The following is a 21,135-nucleotide window of genomic DNA, read 5'->3' on the forward strand; positions in this document are numbered from 1 at the left end:
GCGCACCGCACCGACGGGCCGTCGGTCGCCGCGCGGCCGACGGACGGTGCGGTGCGCCACAGGCCGCCGACGGCAGGTCGCGCGGAGCCGGGCGCGGGGCGGCATTAGGCTCGCCGACGACGTAGCACGCCGTACGCGGGAGACGCCCAGCCATGGCCAAGAAGCGCCCACAGTCCAAGGACCGCAAGCCGGTCGCGCAGCGCACCGACGGGGAGGTGCCGGTCGTCGGGGCGCGGGAGCCCTGCCCCTGCGGATCGGGGCGCCGGTACAAGGCGTGCCACGGGCGGCAGGCCGCGCAGGCCGCGACCGAACTCGTCCAGCGGCCGTTCGAAGGGCTGCCGGGCGAGTGCGACTGGGTGGCGCTGCGCGAACTGGTGCCGGCCGCCACGGTCGAGCTGACGCTCAAGGGCGGCCTGCCGGACGGCGTTCCGGCGGTGACGCTGGCCACCGTGCTGCCGATGGCGTGGCCGGCGCTGCGCCGGGACGACGGCACCGTGCTGCTGGGGCTGCAGAACGACACCGCCTCCGGTGACATCAGCCGCGACCTGGCCGACACGCTGCGGCGGGCGCTGGAGACCGAGCCCGGGCACCCGGTCGACGCGCGGCGGGCCGACCCGTCCGGTCCGCGTCTGCAGGACCTGCTGGACACCACGGCGCCCTTCACGCCGGTGGTCCACAGCGGCTTCGAGTTCTGGCTCGGCGACCCGGAGCAGGCCGCGCAGGCCACCGGCGAGGTCGCCGCCTCGCTGGAACGGGCCAACGCCGCGGCGCTGCCGACCGCACGGCTGACCGGCGTCGAGGGTGCGTACTGGTGCGCCACCCCGGAACGGAACCACCTGCGGTGGGTCATGCCGCACCCGGAGGAGCAACTGCTCGACGCGCTGGCCCGGTTGCACACGGCGGGCACCTCCTCGTTGGGCGAGGGCACCCGGCTCGTCGGCTCGTTCCGGGCGCACGGGCTCGTGGTCCCGGTCTGGGACCTGCCGGCCTCCGTCCAGGCCGAGGACGTCGAGAAGCCGGCCGCCGCCTTCGGTGAACGGCTCGCGGAGGCGCTGGCGGTGGACACCCCGCTCGACACCCAGGAGCGCAAGGCCCGCAGCGGGCTGGCCAATCGCCAGATCACCCTGAGCTGACGGCGGGACAACGGGGGAACGGCTGCCCGGCGCCGCGCCGGACGACGCGCGGGAACACGATCGGTCGGGCAGCGTAAGGCATGCCGGAGTGGTACGCGGACCGGTGCGGAACTCGGCTGTCCGGCCGGTGCGCACCGGTTCCCGTCCGGCCGGTCGACGGATAGCGCGGTGCCGCTCATCGGTTAGCGGCTCTTCCGCATTCGGTTACCGCGGTTACGCGATCGGGATAGTCGATCCGCCGATCGCACACCGCGGGCACCCCTGATCCACCAGGGCCAACCAAGCGGAACCCCCGATTCGCCATGTACTCACCGGCCTTGTAGGAAGACCCGAAGACAGCCCCTGGAAGCGGAAGATCCGCATCCTACGGAACGTGATACGCGTCACACTCCACATAGCGGCCGGTGAATAGGGGTTCCAATCCGCCCGGCCGAATTTGCGTATGGGCAAAGTCTTGTTACCGTTAATTACAGCCCGGTCGCTGGTGCATCCCCCGTCGCCAGCGATCGGGCCTTTCCATTCCCTCCTTCTCCCCGCCGTCTCACTGCGTACCGCTGCCGGTGCGCAGCAGCAGCCGGCGATCGGTGACGCGGTCGGCCGCCGGGGCGATCTCCGCGATGGCGCTGTAGGCGTCCGGCTCCAGGTCGGTGCCGGGGACGGACCGTTCCCGTGGGGTGTCGCACGTGCCCGGGGTGTCCGAGGCGGCGAGCGGACAGTGGACGACCACGGTGGTGTGGTCGGGGCGCATCAACGTCATGGCGAGGTCGAGCCGGCGCCCCGTGCGGTTGCGGTAGTAGGTGCGGGCGTAGGCGTCCTGACCGCTCGTCAAGACACAGGTCTGGGCCTCGACTCCGGCCGGGGAGCGCAGTTGGGGTCCGCACTCCGCGATGGTGCGTACGGGGACGGGCGCCTGGACGTGGGCGGCACCCGACCCGAGGAGGCCGGACGCCACGGCGCCGGTGGCGGAGGCGGAACGGGGGTCGCCGGGGCGGCCGGGGGTGACCCGGAAGGGGTGGCGGGCGTGCTGGGCGTGGGGCGCGCCCCCGAATGCGCTTGCGGGCGTGTCCTCGTGTGCGCCTGCCGGCCGACGGTCACCGCGGACGACGTTGTGCGGCACCAGTGCCTTGCGGTGCGGCCCCGCCGGCCCCGCGGTGGCGGCGGTGAGCGGAAGCATGGCGGCGAGCGCGACCACGCTCGCCGTGGCGATCACACGCAGATTCGATCCGCACTCCACGGGCACCCACCTGGATTAGCCGGAGACTGCTTCGACGGGTCGAACATATCGGTATCAACCGCCCCCTTCCGTCTCGCGCGCCGATGTCATGGGGCCACACGGCCCCCCTCACACCTGAACGAGTGACCCGGGGGTAGGTAACGCCCGCCCCGACGGCACGCCACGAAAGGGTTTACGGCGCCGACCAGGACGGCGCGCGGCGCCGTCCTGGTCGGCGCCGCGTCATGGGCTCACCGGCGGCACGGGCAGGGCCCGGCGTCGCACGACGCCGGGCCACCCGGCACTAGTAGGCCAGCCTGCTGCCGTCCGGCGCGCGTACCCCCGCCTCGACCAGCGTGTCGACGATGACGGCGATGTCCGGCAGCCAGGGGGCGCCGCCGTCCGCCGCGGGCCGCGGCTCGCGCAGCCAGCCGGCGTGTCCGGCGCCGGTCCGGGACGGCGGCAGCACCACGTACCCCCCGCGGCCGTGGTAGCGCAGCGACGAAGGGACCCAGTCGTGCCGGTTGAGCAGCTCCCCCAACTCCTCGAAGGAGTAGGGCGCCACGAGCAGCACGCAGCGGGTCGGGGTGGCGACCACCGGGCCGAGGCGTACGCCGAGGCGGTCGAGGGCGGCGAGCGCCCGCACGCCCGCGGCGGCGGGCAGGCTGACCGCCGAGACCTGCTCACCGGTGGCCAGCAGCACCGGGGCCTCCGGCCGCCGCTCCCACCACCAGTCGACCATCCGCGCGTCGGTGGTGGCGGCCAGCAGACCGGGGTCGTACGGGTGGGCTCCGGGAACGGCGCAGTCGGGGCGCGGGCAGGCGCATCCGGACCCGGACGCGCCGGAGTCCGCCGCCGTGCGCCCGGACGCATCGGCGCTTCCGGGCGCGTGCGCCTCCTCGTACGCCCCAACACCCCGGTGCGGCGCGGCGGACGCGCGCCCCGTCCGGCCGTCCGCCCCGCGCCGGAGGGCACGCAGCGCGGGCCGCCACGCGGTCAGCGCCCGGCGGGCGAGGGCGCCGAGGCCGCCGGAGCCCGGCAGGGCGTCCTCGGAGCGCGCGGAGGGCGACGGCTCGCCGTGGTCGGCGGGGAGTATCCCGTGTGCCTCGGACCACCCGGCGAGCAGCACGTCCGCCCCCGCGACGGCCTGCGTACGGCGCCGGGACGCCGGATCCGCGGGGCCGGCGCCGGGAAGCACCGGCCAGCCCCACCGGGTCGCGTAGCCCAGGGCCGCGTCGCGCGTCGCCGACCGCCCCTTCCTGGAGCGCCTGGAGCCACCGGGCCCCGAGCGCCCGTTCCTACCCAGCAGCCCCTTGGACCGCGGACCGCCGGACCGGGAAAGTCCGTCGGACCCCATGAGCCTGCGTCGCCTTCCGAGGATCTCGCGCATCAGCGCTCGTTCCTTTCCGTTAACGCCAGAGGATCTGCCCGTTGCCAACCAGAACCGCTCTCCCCCGTGAGGGCAGGTACACCGCGTGCGAGGCAGCGCATCACGCCGCCGACCGGGCGTGGAATGTGGCGAGGGGTGGCGCTCATTGGCGTTCGCCATGGAGTTTCGTGTCCGGCGTTCGCCTGGTGGTCCCGCGTGTTGTTGCGCCCTCGCCACAGGTGGAGGTCGGCCGTCGTCGGGTAGGACGCGCGGGTCGGGGATCGGGTTCCTGCCGTACCGGGGGCACCCGTGTGCCGCCCGGCCTCTCCGGCCGCCCCGTCGCCTGTCCCACCTCGTACGTACCCGCCGACGTGGATATGACGCACTGTCGAATGTGCTCAGTCGACAGGTAATTGACCTTGGCTGCGGCTATTTCAAGTCAACTTTGCGTCAACCTCTCACCAGGAGCGGCTACGAGAGACACCCGGCAGCCACCTGCGCAATCCTGGACATGTCCTCATCCATGCGTGTACAAGGGAGGTATTGATAGCGGCGCAGCACGACATGGGGGTTTGCGATGCTATTGACGGAAAAAGCCAGGTCGCAGTCGCGCCCCTGCTCGTGGAACGAAGCCGACGAATACCACGGAAATCGGGTGAATGCGGGCACCGCCTCGCACGGACGCATTCACGCCGGAAGCCGTCGGCCATGAACGCCCCCCACCTTCCGAAAGTGGCCGGAATCGACTCACCCATTGCGGATGTCCCGCACAATGTGCCCACCTCGGCGGAGGCCGCGCAATCCGCCGCCCGCCGTGGCCGCTCCGGACCGCACCCCGTGTCCGACGACGCCCGCCCCGGCGACCGCCCCGCCGCCGCCGTGCAGGACCGGCTGGCCTGCTGGATCTCCGACCTGACCACGCTGCACGAACTCACCGAGCGCCTGGCGCACACCGCTTCACTGGGCGCCGCGCTCGAAGAGCTGCTGCGCGCCGGCGCGAGCCTGGTCGGCGCGCGCCGGGGGCTCGCGGTACTCGAACCGGCCGACGGCCGGGGGCCGGCCACCCTCGTGGGACACGGACTGCTCCGCTCCGAACTCGGCGCCATCGAGACGGTGCCGCGCGACGCCGCCCTCTACGGTCAACTGCTGGACGCCGGCGCCCCGTCCGGGACCGCGCCCGAGGGCGCACGCGCCGAGGTCATCAACTCCGACCTCGCCAACGAGCCCGGCCTCGACCCCAGACACCGCGAGGTCGCCGCCCACCTGGGCTTCCACGCAAGCTACGGGCTGCGGCTGGCCGCCGAGGGCGCCGGACACCTCGGCGCCGTCCTGTGGCTGTACGACGAGGCGGGCCAGCCCGGCGAGCGCCAGCGCCACCTGGCCGGGCTCTACGTCCGCTGCGCCGCCGCCCATCTCGCCCGCCAGATCGAACTGACCCGGGCCCGGGACACCGTCGCCGTACTGCGCGAGGAACTCCTGCCGAGCCGGCTGCCGAGGGTGCCGGGGGTACGGATGGCGGTCCGGCACCGCACCGGACCGCTGGGCGGCGGCGACTGGTACGACGCGCTGCCGCTGCCGGAGGGCGCGCTGGGGCTCACGGTCGGCGGGGTGACCGGTTCCGGGCCCAGCACGGTGGCGGCGATGGGCCGGCTTCGCGCCTCGCTGCGGGCGTACGCGGTGATGGAGGGCGAGGATCCGGTCGCCGTCCTGTCCGACCTGGAGCTGCTGCTGCGGCTGACCGAGCCGGCCCGGGCGGCGACCGCGCTCTTCGCCTACGTCGAGCCCACGGCACGGCACCTGCTGATGGCGGGCGCCGGGCACTGCCCACCGCTGATCGTCGGCGCCCACCGCACCGAGTACGTGGAGACCTCGCTGTCGGCGCCGCTGGCCATGCTGAGCTGCTGGGAGGCGCCCAGTGTGGAACTGGACGCCGCGCCGGGAGAAACCGTACTGCTGTACACCGACGGGCTGCTGCACCGTACCGGCGAACCGGTGGACCGGGCGTTCGCGCTGCTGCACGCGGCGGCGGCGGGCGCTCCCCGGACGGCCCGCGCGGACCCCGACCTCCTCGTCGACCACGTGCTGGAGGTGTGTCTGCCGGACGGACGGGACCGGATGGACAGCCCGGAGGACGTGGTGCTGCTGGCCGCGCGGTTCGACTGAACGGACGGCGGACCCGGAGCGCCTATGTCGTGGGCATGATCCGAGTTATCCACAGGCGGGACGTTGTCCACAGGGTGGCGTTCACGGATCCCCGCACATGCTTACGATGGCAATCGTCCAAGTGCGAGGAGGCATGACGTGGCCGAGGAGCGCGCCCCGGAGAACACCGAAGGCGGACCCGAGACCGATCGCCCCGCCGACCAGGCGGAGATCAAGCAGCGGAAGAACGGCCTGTACCCGGCCGTCTCCGACGAACTGGCCGAACTGATGAAGTCGGGCTGGGCCGACACCGAGCTGCGCGACCTGCGGCCGGCCGACCAGGCCGAGTACGCCGCCGAGCGCCGCGCCGCGCTCTCCGCCCGCTTCCCCGGGGAGCGCCTGGTGATCCCGGCGGGCAACCTCAAGACGCGCTCCAACGACACCGACTACCCCTTCCGGGCCTCATCGGAGTACGTCCACCTCACCGGTGACCAGACGCAGGACGCCGTGCTCGTCCTGGAGCCCGAGGGCGACGGCCACCGGGCCACCGGCTACCTGCTGCCCCGTTCCAACCGGGAGAACGGCGAGTTCTGGCTGGACGGCCAGGGCGAGCTGTGGGTCGGCCGGCGGCACAGCCTCGGCGAGGCCGCCGTGCTGCTCGGCCTGGAGTGCCACGACGTACGCGAGATCGCCGACCACCTGCCCGACGACCAGGTGCCCACCCGCGTGGTGCGCGGCTACGACGCCGGGGTCGAGCGGATCCTCGACGGCCGCACCGACGCCGGGCGCGACGAGGAGCTGAAGACGTTCCTCAGCGAGCTGCGGCTGGTCAAGGACGCCTGGGAGATCGGTGAACTCCAGCGGGCGGTCGACTCCACCGTGCGCGGCTTCGAGGACGTGGTGAAGGTCCTCGACAAGGCCGAGGCCACCTCCGAGCGCTACATCGAGGGCACCTTCTTCCTGCGCGCCCGCGTCGAGGGCAACGACGTCGGATACGGCACCATCGCCGCCGCCGGCCCGCACGCCACCACGCTGCACTGGGTGCGCAACGACGGCCCGGTCCGCTCCGGCGACCTGCTGCTGCTCGACGCCGGCGTGGAGACCACCTCGCTCTACACCGCCGACGTCACCCGTACCCTGCCGGTCTCGGGCACCTACACCGAGCTCCAGCGGAAGATCTACGACGCGGTGTACGAGGCCCAGGAGGCCGGTATCGCCGCGGTACGGCCGGGCGCGAAGTACCGCGACTTCCACGACGCGGCGCAGCGCGTGCTCGCCGTCAAGCTGGTCGAGTGGGGGATCCTCGAAGGCCCCGTCGAGCGCGTGCTGGAGCTCGGCCTCCAGCGCCGCTGGACGCTGCACGGCACCGGTCACATGCTCGGCCTCGACGTCCACGACTGCGCCCAGGCCCGCACCGAGACCTACGTGGACGGCACCCTGGAGCCCGGCATGGTGCTCACCGTCGAGCCCGGTCTCTACTTCCAGGCCGACGACCTGACGGTGCCTCAGGAATACCGTGGCATCGGCGTCCGGATCGAGGACGACATCCTGGTCACCGAGGACGGCAACCGCAATCTGTCGGCGGCGCTCCCCCGCCGTTCCGACGAGGTCGAGTCCTGGATACGGGGGCTGCGCGGCTGAGCCGTCGGCTTCCACGGCGTGTCCCCGGCCGGTCCCGCGCCGGTCCGGGGGCGGCCGGCCGGGCCGGGGCGCGCGGGGCTCGTCCTCACCCGGTCAGGACGCCTTGAGCAGGGCGTCGTCACGCCACTTGAGCACCTTGTCGAAGCTGACCACGGCTCCGCTGCCGGGCTTGTTGCGGAACTGCACGTGGTCGACGAGGGCCTCGATGAGGAAGAGTCCGCGGCCGTGCTCGGCGTGCTGATGCGGCGTCGGCTGGGCGGGCCTGGGGCGGACGGGGCGGCGCCGGGTCAACGGCAGCCCGGGGCCGGAGTCGGTGACCTCGATGTGGCACCGGTCGCCCTCGATGTGGGCGGTGACCCGGTATTCGCCGGACGCGGATTCGGTGTCCCCGGCGTGTTCCACCGCGTTGGCACACGCCTCCGACAAGGCGACGGACAGGTCGTAGGAGATGTCCGGGTCGACCCCGGCGGTCTCCATGGTGCCCAGCAGAAGCCGGCGGGCGAGCGGAACGCTCGCAGCTTCGCGCCGCAAATGGAGAGACCACCAGATGCTCATGCTCCAGCCTCCTGGCTGCGGCTCGACATACGGATACGTATTGCCGCGAAGTTCTCCTCATAAGCCTGCCGTTGATGTGAAGCCGCTCATTCGGCGGACGCGGAAGGTGGACGGCAGGGGGTATGGGCCACTGCGACGGACGGTGGCCGCGGATACGGCGCCCGGTACGGACCGGGCCTGGTGAACGTACGGCCCCGGCGCCGGACGGACGCCGGGAGAACGGCCTGGCGCGCAGGCCGGTGGCGGTATGCGGCGGCCCGGCGGCACCCGGGCGGATGCGTACCGGCACCCCGAGACGCCGGGGTACGTAGCCGCCGGCGCCCTGGAGGCGCCGGGCGGGAGTGGACCGGTCCCGGCGGACGCCGGGTGGACGAGACGTAGGTCGCCCCGGACGGGCCGGGTGCGACGCGGACGGCGCCCCGGAGGGACCGGGCGGGCCGAGCACCCTGCCACGGGTGGCGGAAGGGAGGGGTGGGATGATGACGGCCGTCATGACTGCCCCCCTGCGTGCCGACGCCGGCCTGCGACTGCTGAGGGCCGCGGTGTTCGCCGCGGCCTGCGTGACGCTGTCCGCGGCCGGGCACGCGATGGCTTCGGGCGACACGATCCCGCTGTGGGCGTTGCTGGCCGGCTGGGCCGCGGTGACGGCCGTCGTCGCGCCGTTGGCCGGACGGGAGCGTTCGCTGCCCGGCATCGCCACCGCCATGGCGGCCGGCCAGCTCGGCCTGCACGCGCTCTTCAGCACCGGCCAGTGGTGTGCCGGGGCGGCGGGCGGTCAGGGGGCGGGCCGCGGCGAGCAGCTGATGGCGTTCGCCGGACGGCTGCTGTGCAACGCGCACCTGACGCCGATGACCCCGGGCCGTGCCGAGCACGTCATACGCCAGGCCGGTATCGACCCGGCCGCCGTGATCGGTACGTCCTCCTCCGCCGGTGGCGCGATGGCCCCGGGCGGGCACGCCATGACCGGTGCGATGGGGTACACGCTGCCGATGCTCTGCGGGCACCTGGTGGCCGCGGTGATCGCCGGCTGGCTGCTGCGGCGGGGCGAAGTGGCGCTGTGGCGGCTGGTGCGGCTCTCCGCGCAGGGCGCCCGGACGCTGGCCGGGACGCCCGGGTGGCGGATGGTGCTGGCGGCCGTCAGGGTGCTGGCGCTGGTCGCCGGGGTGCTCGCCGAACGGCTCGGGGCGGTACGGGCACGGCGCGCGGCGGAGCGGCCGGTGCGTCCGCGCGCGGTGGCGCTGCGCCATTCGGTGGTCCGGCGCGGTCCGCCGCTGTCCGCCGCCGCGGTCTGACCGGCTCCCCGGGGCGACGTCCGGGAGGGGGCCGGGGCGACCGTGCGCGCACGTCACCCGAACCACCTCTCACCCAAGTGGAGTCATCGCATCATGACCACGTCACGTCGTCGTACCCTGCGCCGGGCCTCAGCGGTCGGCGCGGTTGCCGGAGCGAGTGTGCTGCTGCTCGCGGCGCCCGCGTTCGCGCACGTCACCGTCCAGCCGGGGCAGGCCGCCAAGGGCAGCTACAGCACGGTGTCGTTCAAGGTGCCCAACGAGCAGGAGAAGGCCAACACGGTCAAGGTCGAGGTGAACTTCCCGGCCGACGAGCCGCTGGCGTCGGTGTCGACGCAGCCGGTGCCGGGCTGGACGGCCACCGTCACCAAGAGCAAGCTGGCCAAGCCGATCACCACCGACGACGGCCAGGTCACCGAGGCCGTCACCAAGATCACCTGGACCGGCGGGCAGATCAAGCCGGGCGAGTTCCAGCAGTTCCCGGTCTCCCTGGGCCCGCTGCCGACCAACACCGGCAAGCTGGTCTTCAAGGCGCTCCAGACGTACGACGACAACCAGGTCGTCCGGTGGATCGACGAGCCCACATCGGGCGGCCCCGAGCCGGCCAACCCGGCGCCGACGCTGGCCCTCACCGACGCCAAGGGCGACAACGGCGCCGGCGGGCAGCAGAGCGCCGCGCCGAAGTCGTCCGACGACAGCGACACCACCGCGCGGGTGCTGGGCATCGCCGGCATCGTCGTGGGCGCCGCGGGCGTGGCGTTCGGCGTGTTCGCCGGGCGCAGGCGGTCCGGCGGCGGTTCCGCCGAGGCGTGAGCCGGCAGGCCGTGCCGGACCCGTGGTCGCGACCGCGGGCCCGGCGTGGCGTGGTGGCGGGCGTCCCGGACCACGGGGCGCCCGACCCAGGAGGCCTGAGCCCCGGGCGCCCGACCACGGGTCGCCCGGCCGCAGGACGCCTGAGCCCTGGACGCCTGAACTCCGGGCACCTGGGCCCGGGGGATCGGCCGGCCGGACACCCGGGCCCAGGTGCCCGGGACCACCACCCGCCGCCACACCGCGACCGGCATGGTCCGGCACGGCCCCTCGGCCTCTGCCCAGGCCCAAGCTCCGGCCCAGGCCCAAGCTCCGGCCCAGGCTCCGGCTCCGGCCCAGGCCCAAGCTCCGGCTCCGACTCCGGCTCCGGCTCCGGCCCAGGCCCAAGCTCCGGCCCAGGCTCCGGCTCCGGCCCAGGCCCAAGCTCCGGCTCCGACTCCGGCTCCGGCTCCGGCTCCGGCTCCGGCCCAGGCTCCGCGGCCCGGGCTCCGGTCCAGGCCACCCGACCGGCCCGGCGCCGGGCCGGAATCCACCGGTCGGCGCCACCGGTCCGCACCGGTCCCCGGCCGCCAACCGGCGGGCGGGGACCGGGCGGGCGGGCCCGGGGCGAGGGCGCCGGGCGGACCGGGCACGGGGGCCGGCGAAAGCAACTACCACTGTGGGGAACCTCTTGATGCGTACAACTACGACCGACCAGCACCCGATGGCCGTCGGCGCGCGGAAGGCGGCCGGGCGGCGGCTGGTGGGCTGCGCCGCGCTGGTCGCCGCGGCGGCGCTCACGCTGAGCGCGTGCGGCGGCTCGTCCGACGGGAACAAGCCGGTGGTGTCGGTCTCCGCCTCGGCGACCAAGGCCGCGGTCACCCTCGACCAGCCCAAGGACAAGCCGGACCTGGTGCTGACCGACACCCACGGCAAGCGGTACGACCTGGTCAAGGAGACCGCGGGGAAGCCGACGCTGCTGTACTTCGGCTACACCCACTGCCCCGACGTGTGCCCGACGACCATGGCCGACATCGCCAGCGCCAAGCACCGGCTGCCCAAGGCCGACCAGGACAAGCTCCAGGTGGTCTTCGTCACCACCGACCCCGAGCGCGACACGCCCAAGCGCCTCGGCGAGTGGCTGGCTCCGCAGGACCCCGCCTTCACGGGGCTGACCGGGGACTTCGCCACCATCCAGGCGGCGGCGCGCAGCCTAGGCGTGTTCATCGACAAGCCGGTCAAGCAGAAGGACGGCAGCTACAGCGTCCAGCACGGCGCCGAGGTCTTCGCCTTCTCCCCCAAGGACGACAAGTCCCACTTCCTCTACACCTCAGGGGTCAGCGCCGATCAGTTCGCGGCCGACCTGCCCAAGCTGATCAAGGGAGAGACGCCGTGACGCCGACCACCCGCCGCGCCATCCGCCCGACCGCCCGCTGGGCCCTGGCCACGGCCGCGCTCGCGACGGCGGCGACGGCCCTCACCGGCTGCGGCGGCAACGCCTCCGGGACCGCCGCCGCACCGCAGCTGAAGGTCAGCGGCGGTTACGTGCCGCAGCCGCCGATGGCCGACATGGCCACCGGTTACTTCACCGTCACCAACACCGGGGCGGGGGATGACCGGCTCACCTCGGTCAGCAGCGACCTGGCGCCCGAGGTGACGATGCACAGCACGCAGGGCGGGGCGATGCGCGCGGTGAGTTCGTTCCCGGTGCCGGCGAAGGGCCGGCTGGTGCTGAGCACCGGCGGCAACCACCTGATGCTGATGAAGCTGAAGCGCCGTCCGGCCGTCGGTGACAAGGTCTCCTTCCAGCTGCACTTCGCCAAGTCGGCGCCGATAACCGTGGAGGTCCCCGTCGAGCCGGCGTCGTACCACCCGAAGGGCTGATCCGCGATGAGGGCCAAGCGGCTGCTGATCGTGCTGGCGGCGGTGGTCACCGCGCTGCTGGCCGGCGCGGTCCCCGCCTCGGCGCACGCCGCCCTGCTGAAGACCGACCCGGCGCAGAACTCGGTGGTGGCCACCGCGCCGACCGCCGTGACGCTGGGCTTCTCCGAGGGCGTGCTGCTGTCGGCCGACTCGCTGCGGGTGCTCGACCCGGCGGGCCGGCCGGTGCAGCAGGGCGCCGCGCACCACGCGCCGAGCGGGTCGGACACCGCCACGGTGGCGTTGCGCGCGGGGCTCGCCAGGGGCACGTACACCGTGGTGTGGAAGGCGGTTTCGGCGGACAGCCATCCGGTGTCGGGGGCCTTCACGTTCTCGGTGGGCGCGCCGTCGAAGACCTCGGCGGTGGTGCCGCAGGAGCCGGCCGGCGGCGGGGCGGTCGGCACGCTGTACGGCATCGGGCGCTGTCTGGCGTATGCCGGTTTCGCCGTGATGGTCGGTGTGTCGGTGTTCCTGACGGTGTGCTGGCCGCGTGGGGCCGGGCTGCGGGTGATGCAGCGGCTGGCGGTGTCGGGGTGGGCCGCGATGGTGGTCTCGACGCTGGCGTTGCTGCTGCTGCGCGGGGCGTACGCGGACGGGGCCGGGCTCGGCAAGGTGGCCGACCTGGGGCTGCTGCGGTCGGCGGTGGAGACCCGGCCGGGCGGCGCGCTGGTGGCCCGGCTGCTGCTGCTCGCCGCCGCGGCGGCCTTCCTGTCGGTGCTCTTCGGGGCGTACGGACGCCGGGACGATCCGCGTGAGCGGCGGGACCTGGCGTTCGGGCTCGGGGTCGGCGGCGCGGTGATCGCCGTCGGCATCGCGGCCACCTGGGCGATGGCCGAGCACGCCTCGGTGGGCATACAGCCGGGCGTGGCCATGCCGGTGGACGTGCTCCATCTGCTCGCCGTGGCCGTGTGGCTCGGCGGTCTGGCCGCGCTGGTGACGGCGTTGTACCGGACGGCCGGGGTGGACCGGGGCGCGGTACGGCGGTTCTCCCGGACCGCGTTCGGCTGCGTGTGCGTCCTGGTGGCCACCGGGGTGTACCAGTCGTGGCGGCAGGTCGGCTCCTGGCACGCGCTGACGGCCACCGCGTACGGGCGGCTGCTGCTGGTCAAGCTCGGGCTGGTGGCGGTGATGGTGGCCGTGGCCGGGGTGTCGCGGCGGTGGACCGGCCGGCTGGCGGAGAGCGCGCGGCCGATCGCGGAGGCCGAACCGACGGCGGTCGCCGAGGCGGAGCCCGAGCCCTCCGGCGACCCCGCGCGCGCCGCTCAACTCGCCCGCCAGCGCGCCGCGATCGCCACCGCGCGGATCCGCCGGGCACGCGACGCCGACCCGGCCCGCTCCGGGCTGCGCCGCTCCGTGCTGGCCGAGGCCGCCGTCGCCGTCGCCGTGCTCGCCGTCACCACCGTGCTCAGCGGCACCGAACCGGGCCGCGCCGCCCAGGCCGCGGCCGGCGCCGGCGCCGTACCGGCTTACCAGGGGCCGGCGTTCGTCACCTTCCCGTACGACACCGGCGGGCCGCACGGCAAGGGCATCGCGGCGCTCCACCTCGACCCGGCGCGGACCGGCCACAACGAGCTGCACCTGGAGCTGGCCGACCCGGCGGGCAAGCCGGTGGACGTCCCCGAGGTGCGGGTGGCCTTCACGCTGGACGGCGGCGCCAGGAGCGGCGGCGCCGGGGCGATAGGGCCGCTCCCGGTCCCCCTGGAACACCTGGACACCGGTTCCTGGGCGTCGACGACCGTGCAGCTGCCGTTGGCGGGCCGCTGGCAGGTGTCCGTGACCGTACGCACCTCCGACATCGACGAGGTGACCGAGACGAAGGAGGTGACGGTCGGCTGATGGCCGGTCAGGAGATCACGCGCAGGCGGCTGCTGGGTACCGCGGGGGCGGCGGGGGCGGCCGGACTGGTGGCCGGCGGCGCGGGCGGCGCGCTGGGGTACGCGGCGGCCGGTACCGGCGGTCCCGCGCTGACCTCGGTGGGCACCGGCGCCGTACCGTTCCACGGCACCCACCAGGCCGGAATCACCACGCCGTTGCAGGCATGCGGTCATCTGATCGCGTTCGACCTGGCGACCGGGGCGGGCCGCAAGGAGGCCGCGGCGTTGCTGCGCCGCTGGTCGGCGGCGGCGGAGGCGATGACGCAGGGACGGCCGCCGGCGGGCGACAACCAGGTGGCGCTGGACGCGGGGCCGGCGTCGCTGACGGTGACGTTCGGTTTCGGGCGGTCGTTCTTCGCCCGGACCGGGCTCACCGACCGGATCCCGGCGGCGTTCCAGCCGCTCCCGGCGTTCTCCTCCGACGCGCTCGACCCCCGGCGCAGCGACGGCGACCTGTGGGCGCAGATCGGGGCCGACGACGCGCTGGTCGCCTTCCACGCGCTGCGGGTGCTCCAGAAGGAGGCGGCGGGCACGGCCCGGGTGCGCTGGCAGATGAACGGCTTCAACCGCACCCCGGGCGCCACCGCGCGGCCGATGACCGCCCGCAACCTGATGGGCCAGGTGGACGGCACCAACAACCCCAAGCCGGCCGACCCCGACTTCGCCGCGAAGGTCTTCGTCCCGGACCAGGGCGGCGACGAGGCGTGGCTCAACGGCGGTTCGTACGCGGTCGTGCGGCGGATCCGGATGCTGCTGGACGACTGGGAGCGGCTGCCGCTCGACCGGCAGGAGGCGGTCATAGGCCGCCGCAAGTCCGACGGCGCCCCGCTGTCCGGGGGCACCGAGACGACCCCGGTCGACCTGGGCAGGTTCAACCCGGACGGTTCGCTGGCGATCCCCGGGGACGCCCACGTCCGGGTGGCCGCCCCGGCGTCCAACGGCGGGGCCGCGATGCTGCGCCGCCCGTTCTCGTACCACGACGGCTACGACGCGGACGGCACGCCCGACGCCGGGCTGCTCTTCGTGTGCTGGCAGGCCGATCCGGGCAACGGCTTCGTCAAGGTGCAGCGCAAGCTCGACCGCGGGGACGGCCTGTCGCGCTTCATCCGCCACGAGTCGAGCGCGCTCTTCGCGGTGCCGGGCGGTTGCGGGAAGGGCGAGTACGTGGGGCAGCGGTTGCTGGAGTCGTGAGGGCGGGCGGGGTCGCCGCACGGCCCCGGCGTACCGCCCGCCCCGGGGCCGTCCGCACGGCCATTAGGCTGACGTCATGACCTCGCCCTCCGCGCGTTATACGTATCTGGGCCCCGAGGGGACGTTCACCGAGGCGGCGTTGCGGACGTTGCCCGAGGCGGCGACCCGGGAGCTGGTGCCGATGGTGTCCGTGCCGGCCGCGTTCGACGCGGTGCGCGGCGGGGAGGCGGAGGGCGCCTTCGCGGCGATCGAGAACTCGGTGGAGGGCGGGGTCAACGCGACCCTGGACGAGCTGGCCACCGGGGCGCCGCTGATGATCTACCGCGAGGTGCTGCTGCCGATCGCCTTCGCGCTGCTGGCCCGGCCCGGCACCAGGCTCTCCGACGTCAAGACGGTCACCGGCCACCCGGTGGCCCAGGCTCAGGTGCGCGGCTGGCTCGCGGCCAACCTGCCGGACGCGGTCTGGGAGTCGGCGGCCTCCAACGCCGACGGGGCCCGGCTGGTGCAGGAGGGCCGGTTCGACGCGGCGTTCGCCGGCGAGTTCGCCGCCGCGCGGTACGGGCTGGAGCCGCTCGCCACCGAGGTGCACGACAACGCGCACGCGCAGACCCGGTTCGTCCTCGTCGGGCGGCCGGGCCGGCCCGCCGCGCCGACCGGGGCGGACAAGACCTCGGCGGTGCTGTGGCTGCGCGAGGACCACCCGGGCGCCCTGCTCGAACTGCTCCAGGAGTTCGCGGTGCGCGGCGTCAACCTGCTGCGCATCGAGTCCCGCCCGACCGGGGTCGGCATGGGGCGCTACTGCTTCTCGGTGGACGCCGAGGGGCACATCACCGACCGCAGGGTGGGCGAGGCGCTGATGGGGCTGAAGCGGATCTGCCCGCAGGTGCGGTTCCTCGGCTCCTACCCGAGGGCCGACGAGACGGCGCCGCAGGTGCGCGCCGGCACGTCGGACGGGGAGTTCGCGGCGGCGGCGGACTGGCTCGCCCGGGCGATGGACGGCCGCGTCTGACCGGTCGCATCCGGCCGAACGTACACCCCCGGCCGCGTCCACAGTTTTCCACCGAGTTATCCACAGGCTCTCGTGGAGACCTGGGGACAAGTCGACAAGCCAGCCGCCCCCAGACCGTGATCTAGTCGACAAATCGGTCTGTTGCCTCCGAGCCGTCCACAGCGCCGCACTCCATCATCCGTCACCCCAATTACGTCGATCAACTCCATAGAGGGAACGAGAAGGCGCACTTCTCACCCGAATGGGACCTCTGGCAATGTTTGAAACCGGAATTACACATCACTCTCCCGGGAAAGCGGAATGATCAACTCCGTCTTCCACAGCCCACCCCCACACCCTGTGGACAACGGCCCGGGAGCCTCGGCTCCCTGTGGATAACCTGCGCCGACACCCGGCTCGACGGCCGGTTTCGCGGGCCGAAAATGCAACTCCGGAGGGCGATGCCGTTAAATTCGGTTGACGGGCAGTGGGGGTCGCCGATTATTTCTTCCGTTTCCCAGAAACGGACATTTGCCAGCAAACTCGACTTATTTTGTCGCGGCCGGAGGCGGCCTGCCGGTAGCCTGTAGCCGTGATCGACCTTCGCCTGCTTCGTGAGGACCCCGACCGAGTGCGCGCCTCCCAGCGCGCCCGTGGAGAGGACGTCGGCCTGGTCGACGCCCTGCTCTCCGCCGACGAGCGGCGCAGGTCGTCCAGTCACCGCTTCGACGAACTGCGCGCGGAGCAGAAGGCGCTGGGCAAGCTCATCCCCAAGGCCGCCGGCGAGGAGAAGGCCGGGCTGCTGAAGAAGGCCGGCGAGCTGTCCGCCGCGGTCAAGGCCGCCGACGCCGAGCAGAACCTGGCGGCCGAGGAGGCCCAGGCCCTGCTGCTGCGCATCGGCAACCTCGTCCACCCGAACGTGCCGGTCGGCGGCGAGGAGGACTTCACCGTCCTGGAGACCGTCGGCACCCCGCGCGACTTCGCCGCCGAGGGCTTCGAGCCCAAGGACCACCTGGAGCTCGGCCAGGCACTCGGCGCCATCGACGTCGAGCGCGCCGCCAAGGTCTCCGGCTCGCGCTTCTACTACCTCACCGGTGTCGGCGCCCTGCTGGAGCTGGCCCTGGTCAACGCGGCGATCGCGCAGGCCACCGAGGCCGGCTTCACCCCGATGCTCACCCCCGCGCTGGTCAAGCCGCGCGCCATGGAGGGCACCGGCTTCCTCGGCCAGGCCGCGGAGAACGTCTACCACCTGGAGAAGGACGACTACTACCTGGTCGGCACCTCCGAGGTCCCGCTGGCCGCCTACCACATGGACGAGATCGTCGAGGCGGCCAGGCTCCCGCTGCGCTACGCCGGTTTCTCGCCCTGCTTCCGCCGGGAGGCCGGCACCTACGGCAAGGACACCCGAGGCATCTTCCGCGTCCACCAGTTCGACAAGGTGGAGATGTTCTGCTTCGTCGCCCCCGAGGAGGCCGAGGCGGAGCACCAGCGGCTGCTGGCCTGGGAGAAGCAGTGGCTCGGCGCGCTGGGGCTGCCGTTCCAGGTGATCGACGTGGCCACCGGCGACCTGGGCGCCTCCGCCTCGCGCAAGTTCGACTGCGAGGCGTGGATCCCCACCCAGGGCAAGTACCGCGAGCTGACCTCGGCCTCCAACTGCGACGAGTTCCAGGCCCGGCGGCTGTCGGTGCGGATGCGGGACGAGCGGGGCACCCGTCCGCTGGCCACGCTCAACGGCACCCTGTGCGCCGTGCCGCGCACCATCGTGGCGATCCTGGAGAACCACCAGCAGGCGGACGGCTCCGTGGTCGTCCCCGAGGTGCTCCGCCCCTACCTGGGCGGGCGCGAGGTGCTGGAGCCGGTCGCCAAGTGACCTACCGGCTGATAGCCACCGACCTGGACGGCACCCTGCTCCGCGGCGACCACACGGTCTCCGCCCGTACCCGGCGGGCGCTCGCCACGGCCACCGCGGCCGGCGCCGACCACATCGTGGTCACCGGCCGCCCGGCCTCCCGCACCCTGCACATCTTCGACGCGCTGGACTACCAGGGGCTGGCGGTGTGCGGGCAGGGTGCCCAGGTCTACCACGCGGGGGAACGGCGGCTGCTGACCTCGGTGACCCTCGACCGCCAGGTGGCCGCGCTCGCCCTGGAGAAGATCGAGTCCGAGGTCGGCCGGCTCGCGGTCGCCGCCACCCGCGACGGGGTGGACGGCGCCTTCCTGGTCGAGCCCGGCTACCGGTTCGTCGCCGAACTGCCGGTCACCACGGCGCACGAGCGCGAGCGGTTGTGGGAGGAGCCGATCGGCAAGATCTTCCTCCAGCACCCCACGCTGACCGACGACGCCCTGGCCACCGCCGCCGAGGTGGCGGTCGGCGGCCTGGTGGGCGTGGTGATGGCCGGCGAGGGGCTGGTCGAGCTGCTGCCGCTCGGCCTGTCCAAGGCCACCGGCCTGTCGCTGGCCGCCCGCCGCCTCGGCCGTACCGCGGCCACCACGATCGCCTTCGGCGACATGCCCAACGACATCCCGATGTTCCGCTGGGCCGCCCACGGCGTGGCGATGGCCGGCGCCCACCCCGACCTCAAGGCGGTCGCCGACGAGGTGACGGCGGGCAACGAGGAGGACGGCGTGGCGGCCGTGCTGGAACGCCTCTACGGGTGACCGGAGCGCTTCCCGCCGCGAAGCGTCACGCCGCGCGGCGTACCTCGAAGTGGAAGCAGCCGAACTCCACCGCCCGTACGTGGACCACGGCCACCCGGGGGTCGGCGAGCGACTCGGCCAGCAGCGCCTCGCCGCCCGCCCGGCCGGGCCACTCGATCATCCGGCCGCCCAGGATGGTGCCGTTGGCGTCGTAGGCCCGCAGCACCCGTCGCGCACCGGTGCGGATCTGAGGGAACTCCAGCTGTCCGCCGCACGGCTCGGGGTGGATGAAGACCGGGCCCACCTCGTCGTACGCCGCCGGCTCGGCCCCCGTCCCGGCGGCCCAGCGGCGCAGCGGGGCGTACGAGACCAGGGCCAGCGGCTCGTGCGGGCGGGCCACGGCCAGGCAGCAGCGCAGCGGCGAGCCGCCGTCGGGGCCGGCGTCGACCAGGCGCGGGGCCCGCCCGGCGTCGTCCCGTATGCGCAGCGCGGCGACCACGTCGGGGGCGATCGCCCGGATCTCGAAGGCGGTGGCGGCCACCGCGGCGTCCATGTCGTCGATGAGGGTCATGGCACCGAGCCTGCCGCGCCGCAGCCGCGTCCACCGGCGGGAATCGGTCATGGCGTTCCCCCGCCGGGCGCCGCCCCCGCCGCGGGGAAACCGAGGCGCGAGTGATATCGGCGGGCCGATAGGATTTCGTCCATGGCGGCCACTGCACATGAGAAGCTCGACCCCGCGGAGCGGCGCGCTCCCCGCGACGGCGCGGACGACGCGACGACGTTCTACGTCACGACGCCCATCTACTACGTCAACGACGCTCCGCACCTGGGCCACGCCTACACGACCGTCGCAGGCGACGTGCTCTCCCGCTGGCACCGCCAGCGCGGCGAGAAGGTGTGGTACCTCACCGGCACCGACGAGCACGGTCAGAAGATCATGCGCACCGCCGACGCCAACGGGGTCACCCCGCAGGAGTGGTGCGACAAGCTGGTGGGCGAGGCGTGGCAGCCCCTCTGGAAGCATCTGGAGATCGCCAACGACGACTTCATCCGCACCACGCAGGAGCGCCACACCGCGCGCGTCCAGGAGTTCGTGCAGGACCTGTACGACAAGGGCGAGATCTACCGCGGCGGTTACGAGGGCCCGTACTGCGTGGGGTGCGAGGAGTACAAGTCCCCCGGTGAGCTGCTCGACGGCGAGGACGGCAGCAAGCTCTGCCCGATCCACAAGAAGCCGGTGGAGATGCTGAAGGAGGAGAACTACTTCTTCAAGCTCTCCGCCTACACCCAGCGCCTCCTCGACCACTACGAGGCCAACCCCGGCTTCATCCAGCCCGAGTCGGCCCGCAACGAGGTCGTCAGCTTCGTGCGGCAGGGGCTGGAGGACCTGTCGATCTCCCGCTCGACGTTCGACTGGGGCATCCCGGTGCCGTGGGACCCCAAGCACGTCATCTACGTGTGGGTCGACGCGCTGCTCAACTACGCCACCGCCGTCGGATACGGCTCCGACCAGGCCAAGTTCGAGCAGACCTTCCCGGCCGACGTGCACCTGGTCGGCAAGGACATCCTCCGCTTCCACGCCGTCATCTGGCCGGCCATGCTGATGGCCAACGGGCTGCCGCTGCCGGGGAAGATCGCGGCCAACGGCTGGCTGATGGTCGGCGGCGAGAAGATGAGCAAGTCCAACCTGACCGGCATCTCCCCGCACCAGCTCACCGAACACTTCGGGGTGGACGCCTACCGCTGGTACTTCCTGCGGGCGATCCACTTCGGCCAGGACGGCTCGTTCTCCTGGGAGGACTTCTCCGCCCGCTACACCAGCGAACTCGCCAACGACTACGGCAACTTGGCGTCCCGGGTGGCGGCGATGGTCGGCAAGTACTTCGGCGGCACCCTGCCCGAGGCCACCGCGCACGGTGACGCCGAGCAGGCGATCGCCGACGCGCTGGGCCGCGCGGTGGCCGAGGCCGACAGCCGGATCGGCGAGAAGCTGGACTTCGCCGGCGGCATCGAGGCCGTCTTCGACTTCGTCAAGCAGGTCAACGGCTACCTCACCGAGCAGGAGCCGTGGAAGGTCGCCAAGGACTCCTCCCCCGAGGCGCAGGCCCGGTTGGCGACCATCCTGTACACCGCCGCCGAGTCGCTGCGCGCGGTCGCGGTCCTGCTCAACCCGGTGATGCCGGCCACCTCCGAGAAGCTGTGGGCCTCCCTCGGCGCCGCCGAGCACCTCGGCGCCCTCGCCGACCAGCGCGTCCAGGACGCCGCCGCCTGGGGCCGCCTCCCGGCCGGCGCCACGGTCACCAAGGGCGAGGTCCTCTTCCCCCGCCTGGAAGACCCCAAGAAGGACGCCTGACGCCCGGGCCCGCGCCGGTACACGTAACGCGAAGAGCCCCG

17 protein-coding genes are annotated in these 21,135 nt (G+C 73.4%); 13 read left to right on the forward strand and 4 right to left on the reverse strand.

Translation table 11 applies throughout. The features are described 5' to 3' along the window. The first annotated feature begins 152 nt into the window (after nucleotides 1-152). On the forward strand, nucleotides 153-1,133 hold the full coding sequence (locus SCATT_RS14110; protein WP_014143741.1) for a DUF5926 family protein: 981 nt from the start codon (nucleotides 153-155) through the stop codon (nucleotides 1,131-1,133). 541 nt (nucleotides 1,134-1,674) lie between these two features. On the opposite strand, the gene SCATT_RS14115 is transcribed toward SCATT_RS14110, so the two are convergent. Next, nucleotides 1,675-2,343, reverse strand: coding sequence for a hypothetical protein (locus SCATT_RS14115; RefSeq protein WP_014628070.1), 669 nt, complete (start codon nucleotides 2,341-2,343; stop codon nucleotides 1,675-1,677). Nucleotides 2,344-2,650: 307 nt separating this feature from the next. Further along, entirely contained in the window at nucleotides 2,651-3,346 is a 696-nt protein-coding gene (locus tag SCATT_RS37980) for a bifunctional DNA primase/polymerase (RefSeq protein ID WP_407696649.1), read from the reverse strand. Nucleotides 3,347-4,552: 1,206 nt separating this feature from the next. On the opposite strand from SCATT_RS37980, the gene SCATT_RS14125 reads away from it, so the two are divergent. Further along, nucleotides 4,553-5,878 (forward strand): PP2C family protein-serine/threonine phosphatase, encoded by a 1,326-nt coding sequence (locus SCATT_RS14125; RefSeq protein ID WP_014143746.1) that lies wholly within the window; start codon nucleotides 4,553-4,555, stop codon nucleotides 5,876-5,878. Between the two features lie 138 nt (nucleotides 5,879-6,016). Beyond that, nucleotides 6,017-7,498, forward strand: a complete 1,482-nt coding sequence (locus tag SCATT_RS14130; RefSeq protein ID WP_014143747.1) for an aminopeptidase P family protein — start codon at nucleotides 6,017-6,019, stop codon at nucleotides 7,496-7,498. Between the two features lie 93 nt (nucleotides 7,499-7,591). Here SCATT_RS14130 and SCATT_RS14135 read toward each other — a convergent pair whose 3' ends face one another. Further along, the gene (locus SCATT_RS14135; protein WP_014143748.1) at nucleotides 7,592-8,053 is read right to left on the reverse strand and encodes an ATP-binding protein; all 462 of its coding nucleotides are present in this window, start codon (nucleotides 8,051-8,053) and stop codon (nucleotides 7,592-7,594) included. Between the two features lie 491 nt (nucleotides 8,054-8,544). On the opposite strand from SCATT_RS14135, the gene SCATT_RS14140 reads away from it, so the two are divergent. The 9 genes from SCATT_RS14140 (at nucleotide 8,545) to SCATT_RS14180 (ending at nucleotide 18,762) form a co-directional block, all read left to right on the forward strand. After that, entirely contained in the window at nucleotides 8,545-9,345 is an 801-nt protein-coding gene (locus tag SCATT_RS14140) for a hypothetical protein (RefSeq protein ID WP_202446670.1), read from the forward strand. A gap of 93 nt (nucleotides 9,346-9,438) precedes the next feature. Further along, nucleotides 9,439-10,155 (forward strand): YcnI family copper-binding membrane protein, encoded by a 717-nt coding sequence (locus SCATT_RS14145; RefSeq protein ID WP_202446671.1) that lies wholly within the window; start codon nucleotides 9,439-9,441, stop codon nucleotides 10,153-10,155. Nucleotides 10,156-10,855: 700 nt separating this feature from the next. Next, nucleotides 10,856-11,527: an SCO family protein gene (locus tag SCATT_RS14150; protein ID WP_014143751.1), complete on the forward strand. Its 672-nt coding sequence runs from the start codon at nucleotides 10,856-10,858 to the stop codon at nucleotides 11,525-11,527. Beyond that, nucleotides 11,524-12,015 carry a copper chaperone PCu(A)C gene (locus SCATT_RS14155; protein WP_014143752.1) on the forward strand — a complete coding sequence of 164 codons (492 nt, stop codon included), beginning with the start codon at nucleotides 11,524-11,526 and terminating at the stop codon, nucleotides 12,013-12,015. Before SCATT_RS14150 ends, SCATT_RS14155 begins: the two co-directional genes overlap by 4 nt. 6 nt (nucleotides 12,016-12,021) lie before the next feature. Then, nucleotides 12,022-13,887 carry a copper resistance CopC/CopD family protein gene (locus tag SCATT_RS14160; RefSeq protein ID WP_014143753.1) on the forward strand — a complete coding sequence of 622 codons (1,866 nt, stop codon included), beginning with the start codon at nucleotides 12,022-12,024 and terminating at the stop codon, nucleotides 13,885-13,887. Continuing rightward, nucleotides 13,887-15,116: an iron uptake transporter deferrochelatase/peroxidase subunit gene (gene efeB, locus SCATT_RS14165; protein ID WP_014143754.1), complete on the forward strand. Its 1,230-nt coding sequence runs from the start codon at nucleotides 13,887-13,889 to the stop codon at nucleotides 15,114-15,116. The genes SCATT_RS14160 and efeB overlap by 1 nt, the downstream gene beginning before the upstream one ends. A gap of 76 nt (nucleotides 15,117-15,192) precedes the next feature. Next, nucleotides 15,193-16,125 (forward strand): prephenate dehydratase, encoded by a 933-nt coding sequence (gene pheA / locus SCATT_RS14170; protein ID WP_014143755.1) that lies wholly within the window; start codon nucleotides 15,193-15,195, stop codon nucleotides 16,123-16,125. Nucleotides 16,126-16,696: 571 nt separating this feature from the next. Next, nucleotides 16,697-17,974, forward strand: coding sequence for a serine--tRNA ligase (gene serS, locus SCATT_RS14175; protein ID WP_078590739.1), 1,278 nt, complete (start codon nucleotides 16,697-16,699; stop codon nucleotides 17,972-17,974). Further along, nucleotides 17,971-18,762, forward strand: coding sequence for an HAD family hydrolase (locus tag SCATT_RS14180; protein WP_014143758.1), 792 nt, complete (start codon nucleotides 17,971-17,973; stop codon nucleotides 18,760-18,762). Before serS ends, SCATT_RS14180 begins: the two co-directional genes overlap by 4 nt. A gap of 25 nt (nucleotides 18,763-18,787) precedes the next feature. Here the strand turns inward: SCATT_RS14180 and SCATT_RS14185 are convergent, their stop codons facing one another. Continuing rightward, a complete protein-coding gene (locus SCATT_RS14185; protein WP_014143759.1) occupies nucleotides 18,788-19,312 on the reverse strand; it encodes a DUF1203 domain-containing protein in 525 nt (174 codons plus the stop codon). Between the two features lie 132 nt (nucleotides 19,313-19,444). Between SCATT_RS14185 and metG the strand changes: the two genes are divergently transcribed. Next, nucleotides 19,445-21,094, forward strand: coding sequence for a methionine--tRNA ligase (gene metG / locus SCATT_RS14190; protein ID WP_014143760.1), 1,650 nt, complete (start codon nucleotides 19,445-19,447; stop codon nucleotides 21,092-21,094). Nucleotides 21,095-21,135: the final 41 nt, after the last annotated feature.

The organism is Streptantibioticus cattleyicolor NRRL 8057 = DSM 46488 (assembly GCF_000240165.1).
Taxonomy (GTDB): domain Bacteria; phylum Actinomycetota; class Actinomycetes; order Streptomycetales; family Streptomycetaceae; genus Streptantibioticus; species Streptantibioticus cattleyicolor.